The organism is Paraburkholderia flava (assembly GCF_004359985.1).
Lineage (GTDB): Bacteria > Pseudomonadota > Gammaproteobacteria > Burkholderiales > Burkholderiaceae > Paraburkholderia > Paraburkholderia flava.
On record NZ_SMRO01000004.1, the window covers coordinates 171,488 to 185,401 of the forward strand.

At 62.3% G+C, this 13,914-nt stretch carries 13 protein-coding genes and 1 tRNA gene; 2 read left to right on the forward strand and 12 right to left on the reverse strand.

The window, feature by feature from the left end:
* Positions 1-90: 90 nt before the first annotated feature.
* The 8 genes from E1748_RS28800 to E1748_RS28835 all read right to left on the reverse strand — a co-directional run bounded on the left by E1748_RS28800 (position 91) and on the right by E1748_RS28835 (position 10,517).
* Positions 91-549, reverse strand: coding sequence for a CopD family protein (locus tag E1748_RS28800; protein ID WP_133650711.1), 459 nt, complete (start codon positions 547-549; stop codon positions 91-93).
* 882 nt (positions 550-1,431) lie between these two features.
* The gene (parC, locus tag E1748_RS28805; protein ID WP_133650712.1) at positions 1,432-3,753 is read right to left on the reverse strand and encodes a DNA topoisomerase IV subunit A; all 2,322 of its coding nucleotides are present in this window, start codon (positions 3,751-3,753) and stop codon (positions 1,432-1,434) included.
* Between the two features lie 84 nt (positions 3,754-3,837).
* Positions 3,838-5,823 (reverse strand): DNA topoisomerase IV subunit B, encoded by a 1,986-nt coding sequence (locus E1748_RS28810; protein ID WP_133650713.1) that lies wholly within the window; start codon positions 5,821-5,823, stop codon positions 3,838-3,840.
* 222 nt (positions 5,824-6,045) lie between these two features.
* A complete protein-coding gene (locus tag E1748_RS28815; protein ID WP_133650714.1) occupies positions 6,046-7,980 on the reverse strand; it encodes an ATP-binding cassette domain-containing protein in 1,935 nt (644 codons plus the stop codon).
* Positions 7,981-8,178: 198 nt separating this feature from the next.
* Positions 8,179-8,580 carry a DUF4399 domain-containing protein gene (locus tag E1748_RS28820; protein WP_133650715.1) on the reverse strand — a complete coding sequence of 134 codons (402 nt, stop codon included), beginning with the start codon at positions 8,578-8,580 and terminating at the stop codon, positions 8,179-8,181.
* Positions 8,581-9,019: 439 nt separating this feature from the next.
* The gene (locus E1748_RS28825; protein ID WP_133650716.1) at positions 9,020-9,316 is read right to left on the reverse strand and encodes a hypothetical protein; all 297 of its coding nucleotides are present in this window, start codon (positions 9,314-9,316) and stop codon (positions 9,020-9,022) included.
* A gap of 215 nt (positions 9,317-9,531) precedes the next feature.
* Positions 9,532-10,275 carry a YoaK family protein gene (locus E1748_RS28830; protein ID WP_133650717.1) on the reverse strand — a complete coding sequence of 248 codons (744 nt, stop codon included), beginning with the start codon at positions 10,273-10,275 and terminating at the stop codon, positions 9,532-9,534.
* A 167-nt stretch (positions 10,276-10,442) separates the two neighbouring features.
* Positions 10,443-10,517, reverse strand: a tRNA-Arg gene (locus tag E1748_RS28835).
* 188 nt (positions 10,518-10,705) lie between these two features.
* Between E1748_RS28835 and E1748_RS28840 the strand changes: the two genes are divergently transcribed.
* Positions 10,706-11,446, forward strand: a complete 741-nt coding sequence (locus tag E1748_RS28840) for a class I SAM-dependent methyltransferase (RefSeq protein WP_133650718.1) — start codon at positions 10,706-10,708, stop codon at positions 11,444-11,446.
* Between the two features lie 33 nt (positions 11,447-11,479).
* On the opposite strand, the gene E1748_RS28845 is transcribed toward E1748_RS28840, so the two are convergent.
* From E1748_RS28845 to E1748_RS31605, 4 genes are all read right to left on the reverse strand, one after another.
* Positions 11,480-11,662, reverse strand: coding sequence for a rubredoxin (locus E1748_RS28845; protein ID WP_133650719.1), 183 nt, complete (start codon positions 11,660-11,662; stop codon positions 11,480-11,482).
* A 140-nt stretch (positions 11,663-11,802) separates the two neighbouring features.
* Positions 11,803-12,126 carry a transposase gene (locus E1748_RS28850; protein ID WP_240766847.1) on the reverse strand — a complete coding sequence of 108 codons (324 nt, stop codon included), beginning with the start codon at positions 12,124-12,126 and terminating at the stop codon, positions 11,803-11,805.
* Between the two features lie 327 nt (positions 12,127-12,453).
* Entirely contained in the window at positions 12,454-12,768 is a 315-nt protein-coding gene (locus E1748_RS28855; RefSeq protein ID WP_133650720.1) for a DUF4148 domain-containing protein, read from the reverse strand.
* A gap of 123 nt (positions 12,769-12,891) precedes the next feature.
* Positions 12,892-13,194 carry a hypothetical protein gene (locus tag E1748_RS31605; RefSeq protein WP_166653651.1) on the reverse strand — a complete coding sequence of 101 codons (303 nt, stop codon included), beginning with the start codon at positions 13,192-13,194 and terminating at the stop codon, positions 12,892-12,894.
* A gap of 161 nt (positions 13,195-13,355) precedes the next feature.
* Between E1748_RS31605 and E1748_RS28860 the strand changes: the two genes are divergently transcribed.
* The gene (locus E1748_RS28860; protein WP_133650721.1) at positions 13,356-13,643 is read left to right on the forward strand and encodes a hypothetical protein; all 288 of its coding nucleotides are present in this window, start codon (positions 13,356-13,358) and stop codon (positions 13,641-13,643) included.
* Positions 13,644-13,914: the final 271 nt, after the last annotated feature.

Below are 13,914 nucleotides of genomic sequence, written 5' to 3' on the forward strand. Positions count from 1 at the left end.
CCGAGTGAAACAGGAACATGCGTGGAGTGGCGAGGTGATGCTCTTGCGCGGCAGGCAGGCCAGCCGACACGCCTCGCCGGACTGAAAAACTCAGAAGCCGCGCGACAGCACCGCAACGCCGATCGTGACGACACCGAGCACGAGATTCACGATGACGAGGCGTCGCACGGTGCCGACTGCGCGTGCGCCATCGGGCCAGTTCTGCGCCTGCACGGCGCGGCGGATGCGCGGAAATACGGCGAAGCGGATGTGTCCGAACATCAGCATCATCACGATGCCGAGGCCGGCCATCGCGTGCAGTTGCCAGAGTGCGTGACTGCCGCCGAACTGCATCAGCAGGAAGCCGCCTGACAGCAGGATGACGAGCACCGATACACCGACCCAGTTGAAGAATCGTCCGAACACCGACTCCCAGAGCGGCAGCCGCAATTGCGGTGAGAGATCGGCGAGTGCGGGACGCAGGCAGAAATGCGCGAAAACCATGCCGCCGATCCATACGGCCACGCCGAGCAGATGCAGAAAGAGTGCGACTTCGGTCGCTATAGACATTTGTTTTTTCCTTCCTGGTTTTTGGGGTGGGTGCGGTGGCACGCGAGTGCTTTGTCGTGCTTTACTTGCTTGCTGCTATTGAGCGCTTTCGACCGGTTTGTGTTTAATCGGTTCATTTTGTGTAGGGTATTTCTTTTTGCCTGCGTGCGCTCTTCTATCTTTTCGCTCGTGCGGTGCTTATTTGCGCCTCGCGGCGCAGGCGTTGCCCCTGTGCGGGGCGGCACCTACTTTTCTTTGCCGCGGCAAAGAAAAGTAGGCAAAAGAAAGCCGCTGAGACGAAGCTTCTCTTTTCCGTGTGCTGACTCGGTGGCACTCGCCTAAGTGGGCACCACGCTCACTCTGTCTAGTGGTCCGAGACGAGATCGTCCCCCGCATAGCGACGCGAAGTGACAAGGGGCCCGCACATCCCGCGGCGCACTGGTGTGCGCGCGGACCGGTCTGCTCAGGAAACCATCTGGAAAGTTGGGACGCAGACAAAACGCGATCGCGTTGAGCGTCGATGAGTGGCTGCCACCAACACTGGCCGCCCCGCCAGGCGATCACATTGAACCGAAGGGGGTTATGCCCCTCGGCGGCGAAGCCCGCCGGAACGGATGACTGCCTTGTCACGAAGGCAAGCGGCGCGAGGGCTGGTCTCGTCTCGGACCACTATGCAGAGTGAGCGTGGCGCCCACTTAGGCGAGTGCCACCGAGGCAACACGCGGAAAGGACCTGGTAACGTTTCGAGCGGCTTTCTTTGCCTACTTTCTTTGCCGCGGCAAAGAAAGTAGGTGCCGCCCCGCACAGGGGCAACGCGCGCGCCGCGAGGCGCTAAATCGCAGCCGCCTGCCAGGGCAAAACAACAACGACAACAACAAGCCACCGCCCAGGCAAAAACCAAAACTATTGAGTCGCCACTGGCCGCAAACTCAACTGTTTCAACTTAGTATCCGGCAACCGCCCCTTCCTCGCCCGCTTCCCGACATGCGGCGTCAACGCAGCGCCCGCAAAAACTTCTTCATAAAGCTTCCCACCGCGCCCGGTGCCCGCCACCACAAGCCCAGCCTTCCCGATGGCAAGCGCCTGCACCAGCGACTCATTTTCATCGAGCGCCATCAACGTCACGCCACGCCCGCCACCCGACAACGTCTTCATCTCATCGAGCCCAAACACCAGCAACCGTCCACCACCCGACAGACACGCCACCCGCGTCGCATCCGGCAACATCGGCATTGGCACAAGCGGCGTCGCGCCCGCGTCGATCGTCATAAACGACTTGCCCGCCTTCACGCGGCTCACCATATCGCCGACCTTCGCGATAAAACCAAAGCCATTACTCGACGCAAGCAACAACTGCTGCTCCGCCGACGCCGCGTAGTAGTGCATCAGATGCGTACCCGACTCAAGCTCGATCAACGACGTCACCGGCACGCCATCGCCGCGCCCACCTGGCAACAACGCGACCGCGACCGAATAGACGCGTCCTTTGCTGCCCCACGCGATCAGCGTATCGGGCGTGCGGCACTGGAACGCTGCGTACAAACCGTCGCCGGCCTTGAACGTGAAACTCGCCGCGTCGAGCCCATGCCCCTTCAATGCGCGCACCCAGCCGCGCTGCGAGACGACGACCGTCACCGGCTCGTCGACGACGCGCGTTTCGAACGTCGCGCGCTTCTCCTGCTGGATCAACGTGCGGCGCTCGTCGCCGTACTGCTTCGCGTCGCCGTCGATTTCCTTGATGATCAGCCGCTTCATCGCCGCTTCGCTGCCGAGCAGTTCCTCGAGCTTCGCCTTTTCATCGCGCAGCTCGGACAGTTCCTTCTCGATCTTGATCTTCTCGAGACGCGCCAACTGACGCAGCCGGATTTCGAGAATGTCCTCGGCCTGGCGGTCGGACAGTCCGAATGCGGCAATCAACGCGGCCTTCGGTTCGTCCGATTCGCGGATGATGCGGATCACCTCGTCGATATTCAGGAAGACGATCATCCGCCCTTCGAGAATATGAATCCGGTCATTGACCTTCGTCAGGCGATGCTGCGTGCGTCGCGTGACGGTGACAAAGCGGAAGCCGATCCACTCCTGCAGAATCTCGCGCAGCCCCTTCTGCCGAGGCCGGCCGTCCGCGCCGACCATCACGAGATTCAGCGACGCATTCGACTCAAGGCTCGTATGCGCGAGCAGCGTGTTGACGAACTCGGTCTGGTCGACGCGGCTCGTCTTCGGCTCGAACACGATGCGCACCGGCGCATCCTTGCCCGACTCGTCGCGCACGGCATCGAGCAGCGCGAGCAGCGTCTGCTTCGTCTGCAACTGTTCCGGCGTCAGCGTCTTCTTGCCGAGCTTCAGCTTCGGATTGGTCTGCTCTTCGATTTCTTCGAGCACCTTTTGCGACGACGTGCCCGGCGGTAGTTCGTTGAACACGACCTGCCACTGGCCGCGCGCCATCTCTTCGATCTTCCAGCGCGCACGCACTTTCAGGCTGCCGCGACCGGTCTCGTATGCGGCCGCGATCTCGGCTTCGCTCGAAATGATCTGGCCGCCGCCCGGGAAGTCGGGGCCCGGCACCAGCTGCATCAGATCGGCGTGCGTGAGCGACGGATTGCGGATCATCGCGACTGCTGCGGTCGCGACTTCGCGCAGGTTGTGCGACGGGATTTCGGTGGCGAGGCCGACTGCAATCCCCGACGCGCCGTTCAGCAACACGAACGGCAGCCGTGCCGGCAGCAGCTTCGGCTCCTGGAACGAGCCGTCGTAGTTCGGCATGAAATCGACGGTGCCCTGGTCGATTTCGTCGAGCAGCAGTTTCGCGATCGGCGTGAGGCGCGCTTCGGTGTAGCGCATCGCCGCCGCGCCGTCGCCGTCGCGCGAGCCGAAGTTGCCCTGGCCGTCGATCAGCGGATAGCGCATCGAGAAGTCCTGCGCGAGCCGCACGAGTGCGTCGTACGCGGACTGGTCGCCGTGCGGGTGATACTTGCCGAGCACATCGCCGACGACGCGCGCGGACTTCACCGGCTTCGCATTATCGGCGAGGCCCATCTCGTTCATCGCGAACAGGATGCGGCGCTGCACGGGCTTCTGGCCGTCGCACACGTCGGGCAGCGCGCGGCCCTTGACCACGCTCACCGCGTAGTCGAGATACGCGCGCTCCGCGTAATTGCCGAGCGTCAGGAAGTCGCCTTCGGGCGGCGCGGGCTCGGTGAAAAGATCGGGAGTGTTGTCGTCCATCTGGATTCCGTGTCCGTATTAGCTGCGAGCGGGTGCGGGCCGTGGCGTATCGTTATATCGAAACGCCGCGTGGCGCGCAGGCGCTCAGATATCCGCTTCGACTTCGTTGCCGTTTTCTTCGAGCCACGTGCGGCGCGCAGCGGCTTCGCCCTTGCCCATCAGCATCGTCATCCGCGCGACGGTCGCATCGAAGTCGAGATCGCCGAGCGCGACCGGTGACAGCCGACGCGTGTCGGGATTCATCGTCGTGTCCCACAGCTGCTCGGCGCTCATTTCGCCAAGCCCCTTGAAGCGGCTGATGGTCCATTGCGATTCGCGCACACCGTCCTTGCGCAGCTTGTCGAGAATCGCCTCGAGTTCGCCTTCGTCGAGCGCGTAAAGTTTCTGCGCGGGCTTCTTGCCGCGCGCGGGCGCATCGACGCGAAACAGCGGTGGCCGCGCGACGTGCACGTGGCCGCGTTCGATCAGCAGCGGAAAGTGTTTGAAGAACAGTGTGAGCAGCAGCACCTGGATGTGCGCGCCGTCGACGTCCGCGTCGGACAAAATGCAGATCTTGCCGTAGCGCAGATTCGACAGGTCGACGGTATCGTCCGGGCTGTGCGGATCGACGCCGATCGCGACCGAGATGTCGTGCACTTCGTTGTTCGCGAACAGTCGGTCGCGTTCGGTTTCCCACGTGTTCAGCACCTTGCCGCGCAGCGGCAGGATCGCCTGATATTCCTTGTCGCGGCCCATCTTCGCGGAGCCTCCCGCCGAGTCACCCTCGACGAGGAACAGTTCGTTGCGCTCGATATCGGTGGTCTCGCAGTCGACCAGCTTGCCCGGCAGCACCGCGATACCCGAACTCTTGCGCTTCTCGACCTTCTGCCCGGCGCGCGTGCGCGCCTGCGCCTGCTTGATCACGAGATCGGCGAGCTTCTTGCCGTGCTCGACGTGCTGGTTGAGCCACAGTTCGAGCCCCGGCCGCGTGAACGACGACACCAGTTTCACCGCGTCGCGACTGTTCAGGCGTTCCTTGATCTGACCTTGGAACTGCGGATCGAGCACCTTCGCCGACAGCACGAACGACACACGCGCGAACACGTCCTCAGCGAGCAGCTTCACGCCCTTCGGCTGCAGGTTATGCAATTCGACGAAGCTCTTCACCGCCTGGTAGAGACCATCGCGCAAGCCCGATTCATGCGTGCCGCCGGCCGGCGTCGGGATCAGGTTCACGTACGACTCGCGCGTGAGCGGCCCTTCCTCGCTCCACGCGACGACCCATGCAGCGCCCTCGCCTTCGGCGAAGGTTTCTTCGTTCGAGCGCGAGCTTTCCGCGTAGCGTTCGCCTTCGAATACTGGGATCAGCAGTTCGCTGCCGGCCATCCCTTCGAGCAGGTAGCCGCGCAAGCCGTCTTCGTATTTCCAGGTTTGACGTTCGCCGGTTTTCTCGGTAACGAGCGTCACTTCGACACCCGGCAGCAACACCGCCTTCGAGCGCAGCAGACGTTGCAGTTCACCGATCGGCAGATTCGGCGAATCGAAATACTTGGTGTTCGCCCAGACCGTGACGCGCGTGCCCGACTTCTTGTCGCCCTTGCCGAGGTTGCGCACTTCGAGCTGGCGCACGACGTCGCCGTTCGAGAAGCCCATTTCAGCGACCTTGCCGTCGCGCCATACGGTCACGTCGAGTCGCGTGGACAGCGCGTTCGTCACCGACACGCCGACGCCGTGCAAACCGCCCGAGAATGTGTACGCGCCGCCCGCGGCCTTGTCGAACTTGCCGCCTGCATGGAGGCGCGTGTAGACGATCTCGACGACCGGCACGCCTTCTTCCGGATGCATGCCGAACGGAATGCCGCGCCCGTCGTCTTCGACCGATACCGACTGGTCCGTGTGCAGCGTGACCGTGATCTGTTTGCCGTAGCCACCGAGCGCTTCGTCCGATGCGTTGTCGATGACTTCCTGAATGATGTGCAGCGGATTCTCGGTGCGCGTGTACATGCCGGGCCGTTGCTTGACCGGCTCCAGGCCCTTCAGCACCTTGATCGACGCTTCGCTATAAGTAGCGCTTGGCTTTTTCGTAGACATGGCTTGCTGGGTTCCGTCCATTTACTGTCCACAGATCCTGTGGACATCTGCGTGGACAATGCGTTGAGCTTTCAAAAAAAGCGAAACGAAACAACGCGGTGACTGGGGGTGCCCGTTCTGCGGGCAGCCCGTTGGTTCGCGGGGTATTTTACTGATTTCGATGCATGCGGCAATTTACGTGGGCGGTTCGTGCTTACCGCTTCCCGCCCGCCCGCGCGCCCGTCACTTGCGCCTGCTCTCCAGTTCATCCCATCGTTCGAGCGCGACGAGCAGTTCTTCGTCGATCACGCCGTAGCGCTCAGTGAGTCGCGCGCCTTCCGCCGCGTCCTTCGCGAAAATCGAACCGTCCTCGAGCTTCCCGCCGATGGTCTTCTGCTCCGCTTCGAGCGCGGCGATCTGCGCGGGCAGCGCCTCCAGCTCGCGCTGTTCCTTGAACGACAGCTTCGCGGCGCGCTGTGTGTTGCGGCCGGCGGCGTTGTCCTTCGGTGCGGCGTCGCGGACCGCATCCTTCGCGGGCTCCTTCGCTGCATCCGCCGCAATCTTCGCCGAACGATCGCGCTGCACCTGCCAGTCGCTGAAACCACCGACGTACTCGCGCCACTGACCTTCGCCTTCGGACGCGATCACCGACGTCACCACGTTGTCGAGAAACGCGCGGTCGTGGCTGACGAGCAGCACGGTGCCGTCGTAATCGGCGAGCAGTTCTTCGAGCAGTTCGAGCGTCGGGATGTCGAGATCGTTCGTGGGTTCGTCGAGCACCAGCACGTTCGCGGGCCGCGCGAACAGACGCGCGAGCAGCAGCCGGTTGCGCTCGCCGCCCGACAGCGACTTCACCGGCGAACGCGCACGTTCCGGCGCGAACAGGAAGTCGCCGAGATAGCTCATCACGTGCTTGCGCGTGCCGTTCACCTCGACCCACTCGCTGCCGGGGCTGATCGTGTCGGCGAGGCTCTTGTCGAGATCGAGCTGTGCGCGCATCTGGTCGAAGTACGCGACCTGCAGGTTCGTGCCGACGCGCACGGTGCCTTCGTCCGGCGCGAGTTCGCCGAGAATCAGCTTGAGCAGCGTCGTCTTGCCTGCACCGTTCGGGCCGACGAAGCCGATCTTGTCGCCGCGCATCACCGTCGCGGAGAACTCGTCGACCACCGTGCGCGCGCCGTAGCGCTTCGTTACCTCGGTCAGCTCCGCGACGATCTTGCCAGACTTCTCGCCCTGGCCGACGTCGAGCCTCACGTTGCCCTGCACGTTGCGGCGATCCGCGCGGTCGTTGCGCATCTGCACGAGCCGCGCGATCCGCCCGACACTGCGCGTGCGCCGCGCCTCGACGCCCTTGCGGATCCACACTTCTTCCTGCGCGAGCAGCTTGTCGAACTTGTCGTTTTCGACGCGCTCCACTTCGAGCTGCTGCGCCTTGCGGATCTGATACGCGGAGAAATTGCCCGGATACGACAGCAGCCGGCCGCGATCGAGGTCGACGATGCGCGTGGCGACGCGATCGAGAAACGCACGATCGTGGGTGATGAACAGCAGTCCCGAGCGCTGCGAGACCAGCAGATCTTCAAGCCAGCGGATGCCGTCGAAATCCAGATGGTTCGTCGGTTCGTCGAGCAGCAGCACGTCGGGCTGCACGACCAGCGCACGCGCCAGCGCCACGCGTTTCTGCATCCCGCCCGACAGCGCGCCGACGCGCGCGTCGCCGTCGAGACCGATCTGCGCGAGCGTGATTTCCACGCGGTTGCGCCAGTTCCACGCGTCGGCCGAATCGAGCGACGACTGCAACGTGTTCATCTGCATCATCAGCGCGTCGTGCTTTGCGCCTTCCGGCTCGTCCGCAAGCTGGTGCGCGACGTTGTCGTATTCGTCGAGTAGCGCGCGCGCTTCGGTGAGACCGGCGGCGACTGTGTCGAACACCGACGCGTCGGTATCGAACTCCGGCTCCTGCGGCACATAAACCGTAGACAGATGCTGTTGCCGCGTGACGAGGCCGTCGTCGGGCTTCGTCAGATCGGCGACGATCTTCAACAATGACGACTTGCCCGCGCCGTTACGGCCGATCAGGCCGACGCGTTCACCCGCTTCGAGCGAGAAATCCGCGTGATCGAGCAACGCGACGTGACCGAACGCGAGTTGCGCGCCGGTGATGGTGTAAAGCGACATGGGGGGAAACCGGAGGGAGGGCCTGCGTGAATCGGAATTGCCTATTGTACCGGGCGCGCGATTCGATGCCTGCTAGCCGGACGGTAGAGGGGCTTTTACGCGGTCTTTGTGTTGAGTGTGCATCCGCGCGCGCACTCGACGATGGCGCCGCCGTGACGGCGGCGCTCAATCTCGACGAATAGAGGAATCGTTGCTGCTTTACTTCACGTGCACGGTGATGGTCTGGCTCATCTCGGGGCCATACGAGCGGTGCGCGCCGTCGCCGAACTGCAGCGTCAGCTTGTGATCGCCGGGCGGCAGCGTGATGTCGGTTTCCGTCTGACCTTTGCCGAAATGCAGCGATTTATCGGTGGCAGGGATGACCTGGCCTTTCGGCAGAGGCTCACCGTCGATCAGCAGATGATGATGGCCCGTGTTTTCCGTCATCGTTCCGGCCGGCGCGACCGTCATGCCCTCGATGCCGAACTGCACGTGCACCGGATTGCTCACGGTGGCGCCGTCCTTCGGCGTGACGAAGAACACGCCTTCCGCGTGCGCGACGCTCGCGACGGCGAACAGGCCCGCACACAGCGCACTGACCAACCACTTGTTGTTGACCATTTACCTCTCCTGTAGGGAAGCGACTGGCGCATCGCGTGCGACCCGGCGTGCATGCACGATGGGTGACGTGCCGATGCGCGTCGTGACTGGCTTATCGATTGATGTGTTGCGTGGTGCGGAAAACCGCGCGGACAGGATACACCGGGGGTATGACGGGTGTTGTGACAGTGGCGGTGTGTGAATGGGGGCTGTGGTTCGTGTTGACGGCGACGGGCTACCGGTCACTGACGCGACGTGTTGCGTGCGTATGCGAGAGGACTGCCGGGGCGTGCATGAACACAGCGATCATCAATGACAACTGCGATCAAGCGATCCAACTGCACGCGAACATAGCGGTGCGTCTGCGAAATCCCGATCGACGAGATTCGCAAACGCACTCACGTACTTATGTGCACGCATTGAACATCGGTGCGCTCGAAGCAGGCGCTCTCTGTGCAACTCACATCCCCGTCGCGAGACGTGGACCGTTTGCGCGCGCGGGCGCTGCTTCCGCAGCCGCTTTCGCCGGCATCGCAGGCACGTTGGTAGGCACACTCGCGGACGACTGAACGCCGCGCGCCTGCACGTCCTCCAGAAACACGACGCGTGCGCGCCAGTATTCGAGCTGGATGTTGGCATCGATCACACGCTGCTCGGCAGTGAACAACTGCATGCGTGCGTCGATCAGCATCGATGCCGCAGCCTTCTCGGGCGTGGGAGCATGTTTAAGCATCAACCGGCGAATCCACCTGGTCATGGCAACCTCCTTTGTCGCGGGTACCGAACGACACCCTCACCGAAACATAGTAGGTAGCCAATCGCGATAACGCGATGTCATTTGTCGATCGTTGACATTGCCTTTACGACTTTTACGCGTGGATTCAATTGGTTACATGCGCAGACCCGTGACGTCTTTCCCGGTGCTCACGTGGCAAAAACGTCACACCGTCGCGCCCGGTCCAGAGCGGTCGCTCAACGGCGTTGCGCGCGCATATCGTCGACGAGAGGCACCACGGCGAGCGTCATCAGGACCACCGCGAGCGGGAGTGTCGAGACGAAGCCGAGATGCTTGAATCCCAGCGCGCCGGCGAGGCCGCCGCACAGGAACGACAGCAGCAGCGAGCCGAGCAGCAACAGCCTGGGGCGATCGGCACGCACGACACCTTCGAGCGCCGCGCCGTGATTCCAGTAGAACAGCTTGCCGAGTTCGATGCCGATGTCGGTGACCAGTCCGGTCATGTGGGTCGTGCGAATTTCCGCTTTGGAGATCTTCGTGATCATCGCGTTCTGCAATCCCATCACGAAACACAGCAGGCACACCGTGGCCGGCACGAACAGCACGCGATGATGCGCGAGATTCGAACCGAGCAGACCGAAGCACAGCAGCAGACAGGCCTCGATGACGAGCGGCGTCGCATACAGGCTGCGCAGACGCCGCCGGCGCCCCCAGTTGATCAGCATCGCGGACGCCGCGGCGCCGATCACGAACGACAGCAGCGAACTCAATCCGGCGATGACCAGATCCGTCTCACCGAGCGCAAGATTGTCGGCAAGCGACGACACGATGCCCGACATGTGCGACGTGTATTGACCGACCGCGAGAAATCCGCCGGCATTCGCGGCGCCGGCAACGAACGCGAGTGAGCGTCCCAGACGACGATTGAGCGCATCCGTGCGTTCGGGAGCGGTGAATCCGCGGAGATAGTTGATCGGCATGGACCGCCTCGGCGCTGCTGCGTGGGTTGACGAACCCGATGCAGTCGATCGTAGCATGACGCTCTCGCCCGGATGCCCGATGAGGTCACGCAGATTCAATGGAGGACGATGAGGATGGGACGTTTGCCACCCGTGCGTCACGGCGAGCGCGCGACGCGTTGTCTGGCTGGTCCCCCCGACAGGAATCGAACCTGTATCTAGCGCTTAGGAGGCACTTGTTCTATCCATTGAACTACGGGGAGAGGACAGACTGCGACGAAAAATACCGGCGCTGAAAAACCGGAGCGGATGTCCCGTCAGTTGCCATGTTCCTAAGTCGACCATCATGGCGCGGGACAACGCCGCAGGGGCCAGAGTATAGCAAACGTACCTGGACACGAAAATGGCACACGCGTAGCGCGTGCCATGGTTCGCCGCTAACATTCGCGACATGTCCATCGACACGCTCTACACCGATCCGCGTCTCGTCGCGCTGTACGACACGCTCAATCCGTTCGCTGCCGATACCGCGTTTTATCTCACGCTCGCGTCGACGTTGCACGCCAGACGCATTGTCGATATCGGATGCGGGACCGGGTTGCTGACCTGCGAACTCGCGTTGCGCGATCACGACGTGACCGGCATCGATCCTTCACGTGCGATGCTCGACGTCGCGCGTGGACGACATGCAGGGGAACGCGTGCAGTGGATCGAAGGCGATGCCGCACACGTCGATGTCGGGCAGGCCGATCTCGTCGTGATGACGGGACACGTGGCTCAGGTATTCATCGACGATGCGAGCTGGCATCGTGTACTTGTCGCTGCGCATCGGATGCTGCGGGCCGGTGGTCGTCTCGCGTTCGAAAGCCGGCATCCGCAGCGTGCGCCGTGGCGGGACTGGACACCGGAGCGCTCGCGTCGAACGATCGTCGATGCAAGCGGACAGGTCGTTGAGATATGGCAAACGCTGCTTGGGGCGCATGACGACTGCGTGCGCTTCGCGACGCACTATCGATTCGCCACTGGTGAAGAACTCGTCTCGACGAGCGAGTTACGCTTTCGCACACAGACCGCGCTGAACGAATCGCTCGATAAGGTGGGTTTCGATATCGCGCACTGGTATGGCGACTGGTCGCAAACACCGGTCGACGATACAAGCCGCGAACTGATCGTCGTGGCCGTGCGCAGATAAATCGGTACGAACGGCAATCCGGCTGCCGAGAATCTAGAACTCGACCGCCGCGAACTCAGCCTTACCGACGTCGCACAGCGGACAGCGCCAGTCTTCGGGGATATCCTGGAAACGTGTTCCGGCTGCGATGCCCTCGTCGGGCAGCCCTTCTTCTTCGTTGTAGATCCAGCCGCAAATCAGACAGACCCAGCTCTTGTATTCGATCACATCACTCACGGCGTACTCGTACTCTTCGTCGGTTCAGGTCAGATTCGCCGACGACCCGCTTCAGCAGGCCGCGCAGCGACCCGCCATGTTACCGGAATTGATCTGTGGATCTCTCGCACGCGTCACGCGACGACGCTAACTGCGCGGCATCACGCCATCTGTTCTTCGAGTTCGTGCTCTGCGTGCTCGGTTGGTTCGGCCTGCTCCGTTTCCCAATACAGGTCGAGCAACAGCATCGCCTCGGCCATGACGCCGGCGCGGGTCCACTGCAGCCACTTGATGTAGCAGGTCTGTGCAGGCGGATAGTCCGCCGACAGGTGCTGCCACCGCTCGTGCTGGGTCACGACCCACAGCACGGCATTCAGGACGTCGCGAGGATCACGGCTCGCACGCCCAAACCGCCGCGCGTCGCTGTGCGGGAAAAGATGGCAAACCTGCTGCCATGCGGTATCGGAAAGCGGAAGTGTCGGCATGGGTCACCTGAACTGAGCAGTTCATCTACCAGTATCCATGCTTTATAAATACACCTAAATCGGAAAAAACACCATGATTCCCCATATTTTGCCAACGATAAGGTAATAAATACCGATTCGAATCAAAAAAGTATTGGCTTTGAGGGGACGCCCGCCACGCCGAAAAACGCCCGGGCAATCTGCCCGGGCGAAGCCGCCGAAACATCGGCGGCGGAGGTGTCGTGTTCCAGCAAAACAGGCCCGCTCCCTGACGGGAAGCGGGCCTGCGCGGTTTCAGGAGCAAGAGCCTCCTGAAGTCGCGGGCCGATTGAGGCCCGCCTGTCCTGCTTATTGACCGAAGAAAATCGGCTTCGTACCGTCCGCTGCGGCCGGCTGACCGGCTTGCGACGAACCGCTCACCGACGGGCCATAGCCGCTGGTTTGCGCAGTGCCGTTTTCAGCGGCGACGCGTGCTTCGGCGGCCTGAATGTTGGCCGGGTAGTCGAAGTCGTTCGCGGTGGCGGGGTTGTAACCGGCCTTTTCCAGCTGAACCAGTTCGGCGCGCACTTGCGCACGGGTGACAGGCTGGTTCGATTGAGCAAACGACGCAACCGGTGCGACGAGCACGACAGCAAGAGCAACAGCTTTGATCAGTGATTTCATGATGACCTACCTCCGGGGATTGTTTGTATGCGGTGCCGTGTTTCGTTTCATCGGCAACCGTTGACTACAGTCTAGGAGGGAATGGAACTAGGGTTAATACCTAAGACGACAAATCATTATTGCTTAAAGCGTAGCCAATTTAGCCGGAAGTCCGCCCACCATTTCGTCAGACCTTAGGCTCAGGGCCTTATGTGGGCTATCCCGCATAAGCCGCTCCGCCGTTTCAGCCATTCGTAATGCTGCTTTGCTAGCATCGGTATCCTGTCTAACCTCACACCCAAAGGATTCATCGTGAAGAAGGCTTTTCTGGCGCTGGTCGCCGTGGCTGCCTGTTTTGGCAGCATCTCCCAGGCATTTGCCTATGATCACCACCATCGCGTTTGCCATCGCGAGCGGGTTCATCACCATTGGGTGAATCGTTGCCATTGAGTCGCGCTTCGCGATTGCGCAACAACGACAGCCCCGCCCATGCGGGGCTGTTTTTCTTTGGGCAGACCGCACTGGCCGCCTGCCCGTAAACTCCCGACACAATTCCTCTCGAACTTAGCGATGCCAATTCCTTTCCTAGATGAAAGGAGGAGCAAATCATGTTCAAGCTCATTGCGGCGACAGGCATAGCCGTCCTGCTGGCGGGCTGCGTGGCGGCTCCGGGTTACGGCTACTACGATCCGGGGTATGCGGCGTACGGCCCCGACTATGCGCCGGCCTACGGCTACGGCACGGTCAACATCTGGGCGGGAGGCGGCGGTGGCGATCGTTATCACCACGGCTGGGGCGATCATCACGGCTGGCATGGCGGTCACGGCGGCTACTGGCAACACGGCGGTGGTGGACGCGGCGGCGGTGGTCATGGCGGCGGCGGTCACGGCCATTGATCACGGCGTCGGCCTGCGCATAGCGAGGCCCGTGTCCTCGCGCGATCCATCACGCGAGCAATCAACCGCATCGGCGTCGCGCGCCTGACGCCGATTTAACAATCGTTGACCGCACCTCGGCGCATCGCCGATTCTGTGTCCCGCAGCGCGAACACCTGGCGGCCGGAGTGAGACGCTTGCTCCCCGGCCGTCAGGGCTGCCTGCTCCGTGCAGGCGACGTTGCGAAAAAACCGCTCCGCAGGCGGGTCATCGATGGGTCATAATGTCCGCA

Coding starts and splice junctions, on each gene's coding strand:
- E1748_RS28810 (WP_133650713.1), bottom strand. CDS start 5,823: ATGTCTACGAAAAAGCCAAGCGCTACTTATAGCGAAGCGTCGATCAAG.
- E1748_RS28820 (WP_133650715.1), bottom strand. CDS start 8,580: ATGGTCAACAACAAGTGGTTGGTCAGTGCGCTGTGTGCGGGCCTGTTC.
- E1748_RS28855 (WP_133650720.1), bottom strand. CDS start 12,768: ATGAAATCACTGATCAAAGCTGTTGCTCTTGCTGTCGTGCTCGTCGCA.
- E1748_RS28840 (WP_133650718.1), top strand. CDS start 10,706: ATGTCCATCGACACGCTCTACACCGATCCGCGTCTCGTCGCGCTGTAC.
- E1748_RS28800 (WP_133650711.1), bottom strand. CDS start 549: ATGTCTATAGCGACCGAAGTCGCACTCTTTCTGCATCTGCTCGGCGTG.
- E1748_RS28850 (WP_240766847.1), bottom strand. CDS start 12,126: ATGCCGACACTTCCGCTTTCCGATACCGCATGGCAGCAGGTTTGCCAT.
- E1748_RS28815 (WP_133650714.1), bottom strand. CDS start 7,980: ATGTCGCTTTACACCATCACCGGCGCGCAACTCGCGTTCGGTCACGTC.
- E1748_RS28825 (WP_133650716.1), bottom strand. CDS start 9,316: ATGACCAGGTGGATTCGCCGGTTGATGCTTAAACATGCTCCCACGCCC.
- E1748_RS28860 (WP_133650721.1), top strand. CDS start 13,356: ATGTTCAAGCTCATTGCGGCGACAGGCATAGCCGTCCTGCTGGCGGGC.
- E1748_RS31605 (WP_166653651.1), bottom strand. CDS start 13,194: ATGGCAACGATTCACCCAATGGTGATGAACCCGCTCGCGATGGCAAAC.
- E1748_RS28830 (WP_133650717.1), bottom strand. CDS start 10,275: ATGCCGATCAACTATCTCCGCGGATTCACCGCTCCCGAACGCACGGAT.
- parC (WP_133650712.1), bottom strand. CDS start 3,753: ATGGACGACAACACTCCCGATCTTTTCACCGAGCCCGCGCCGCCCGAA.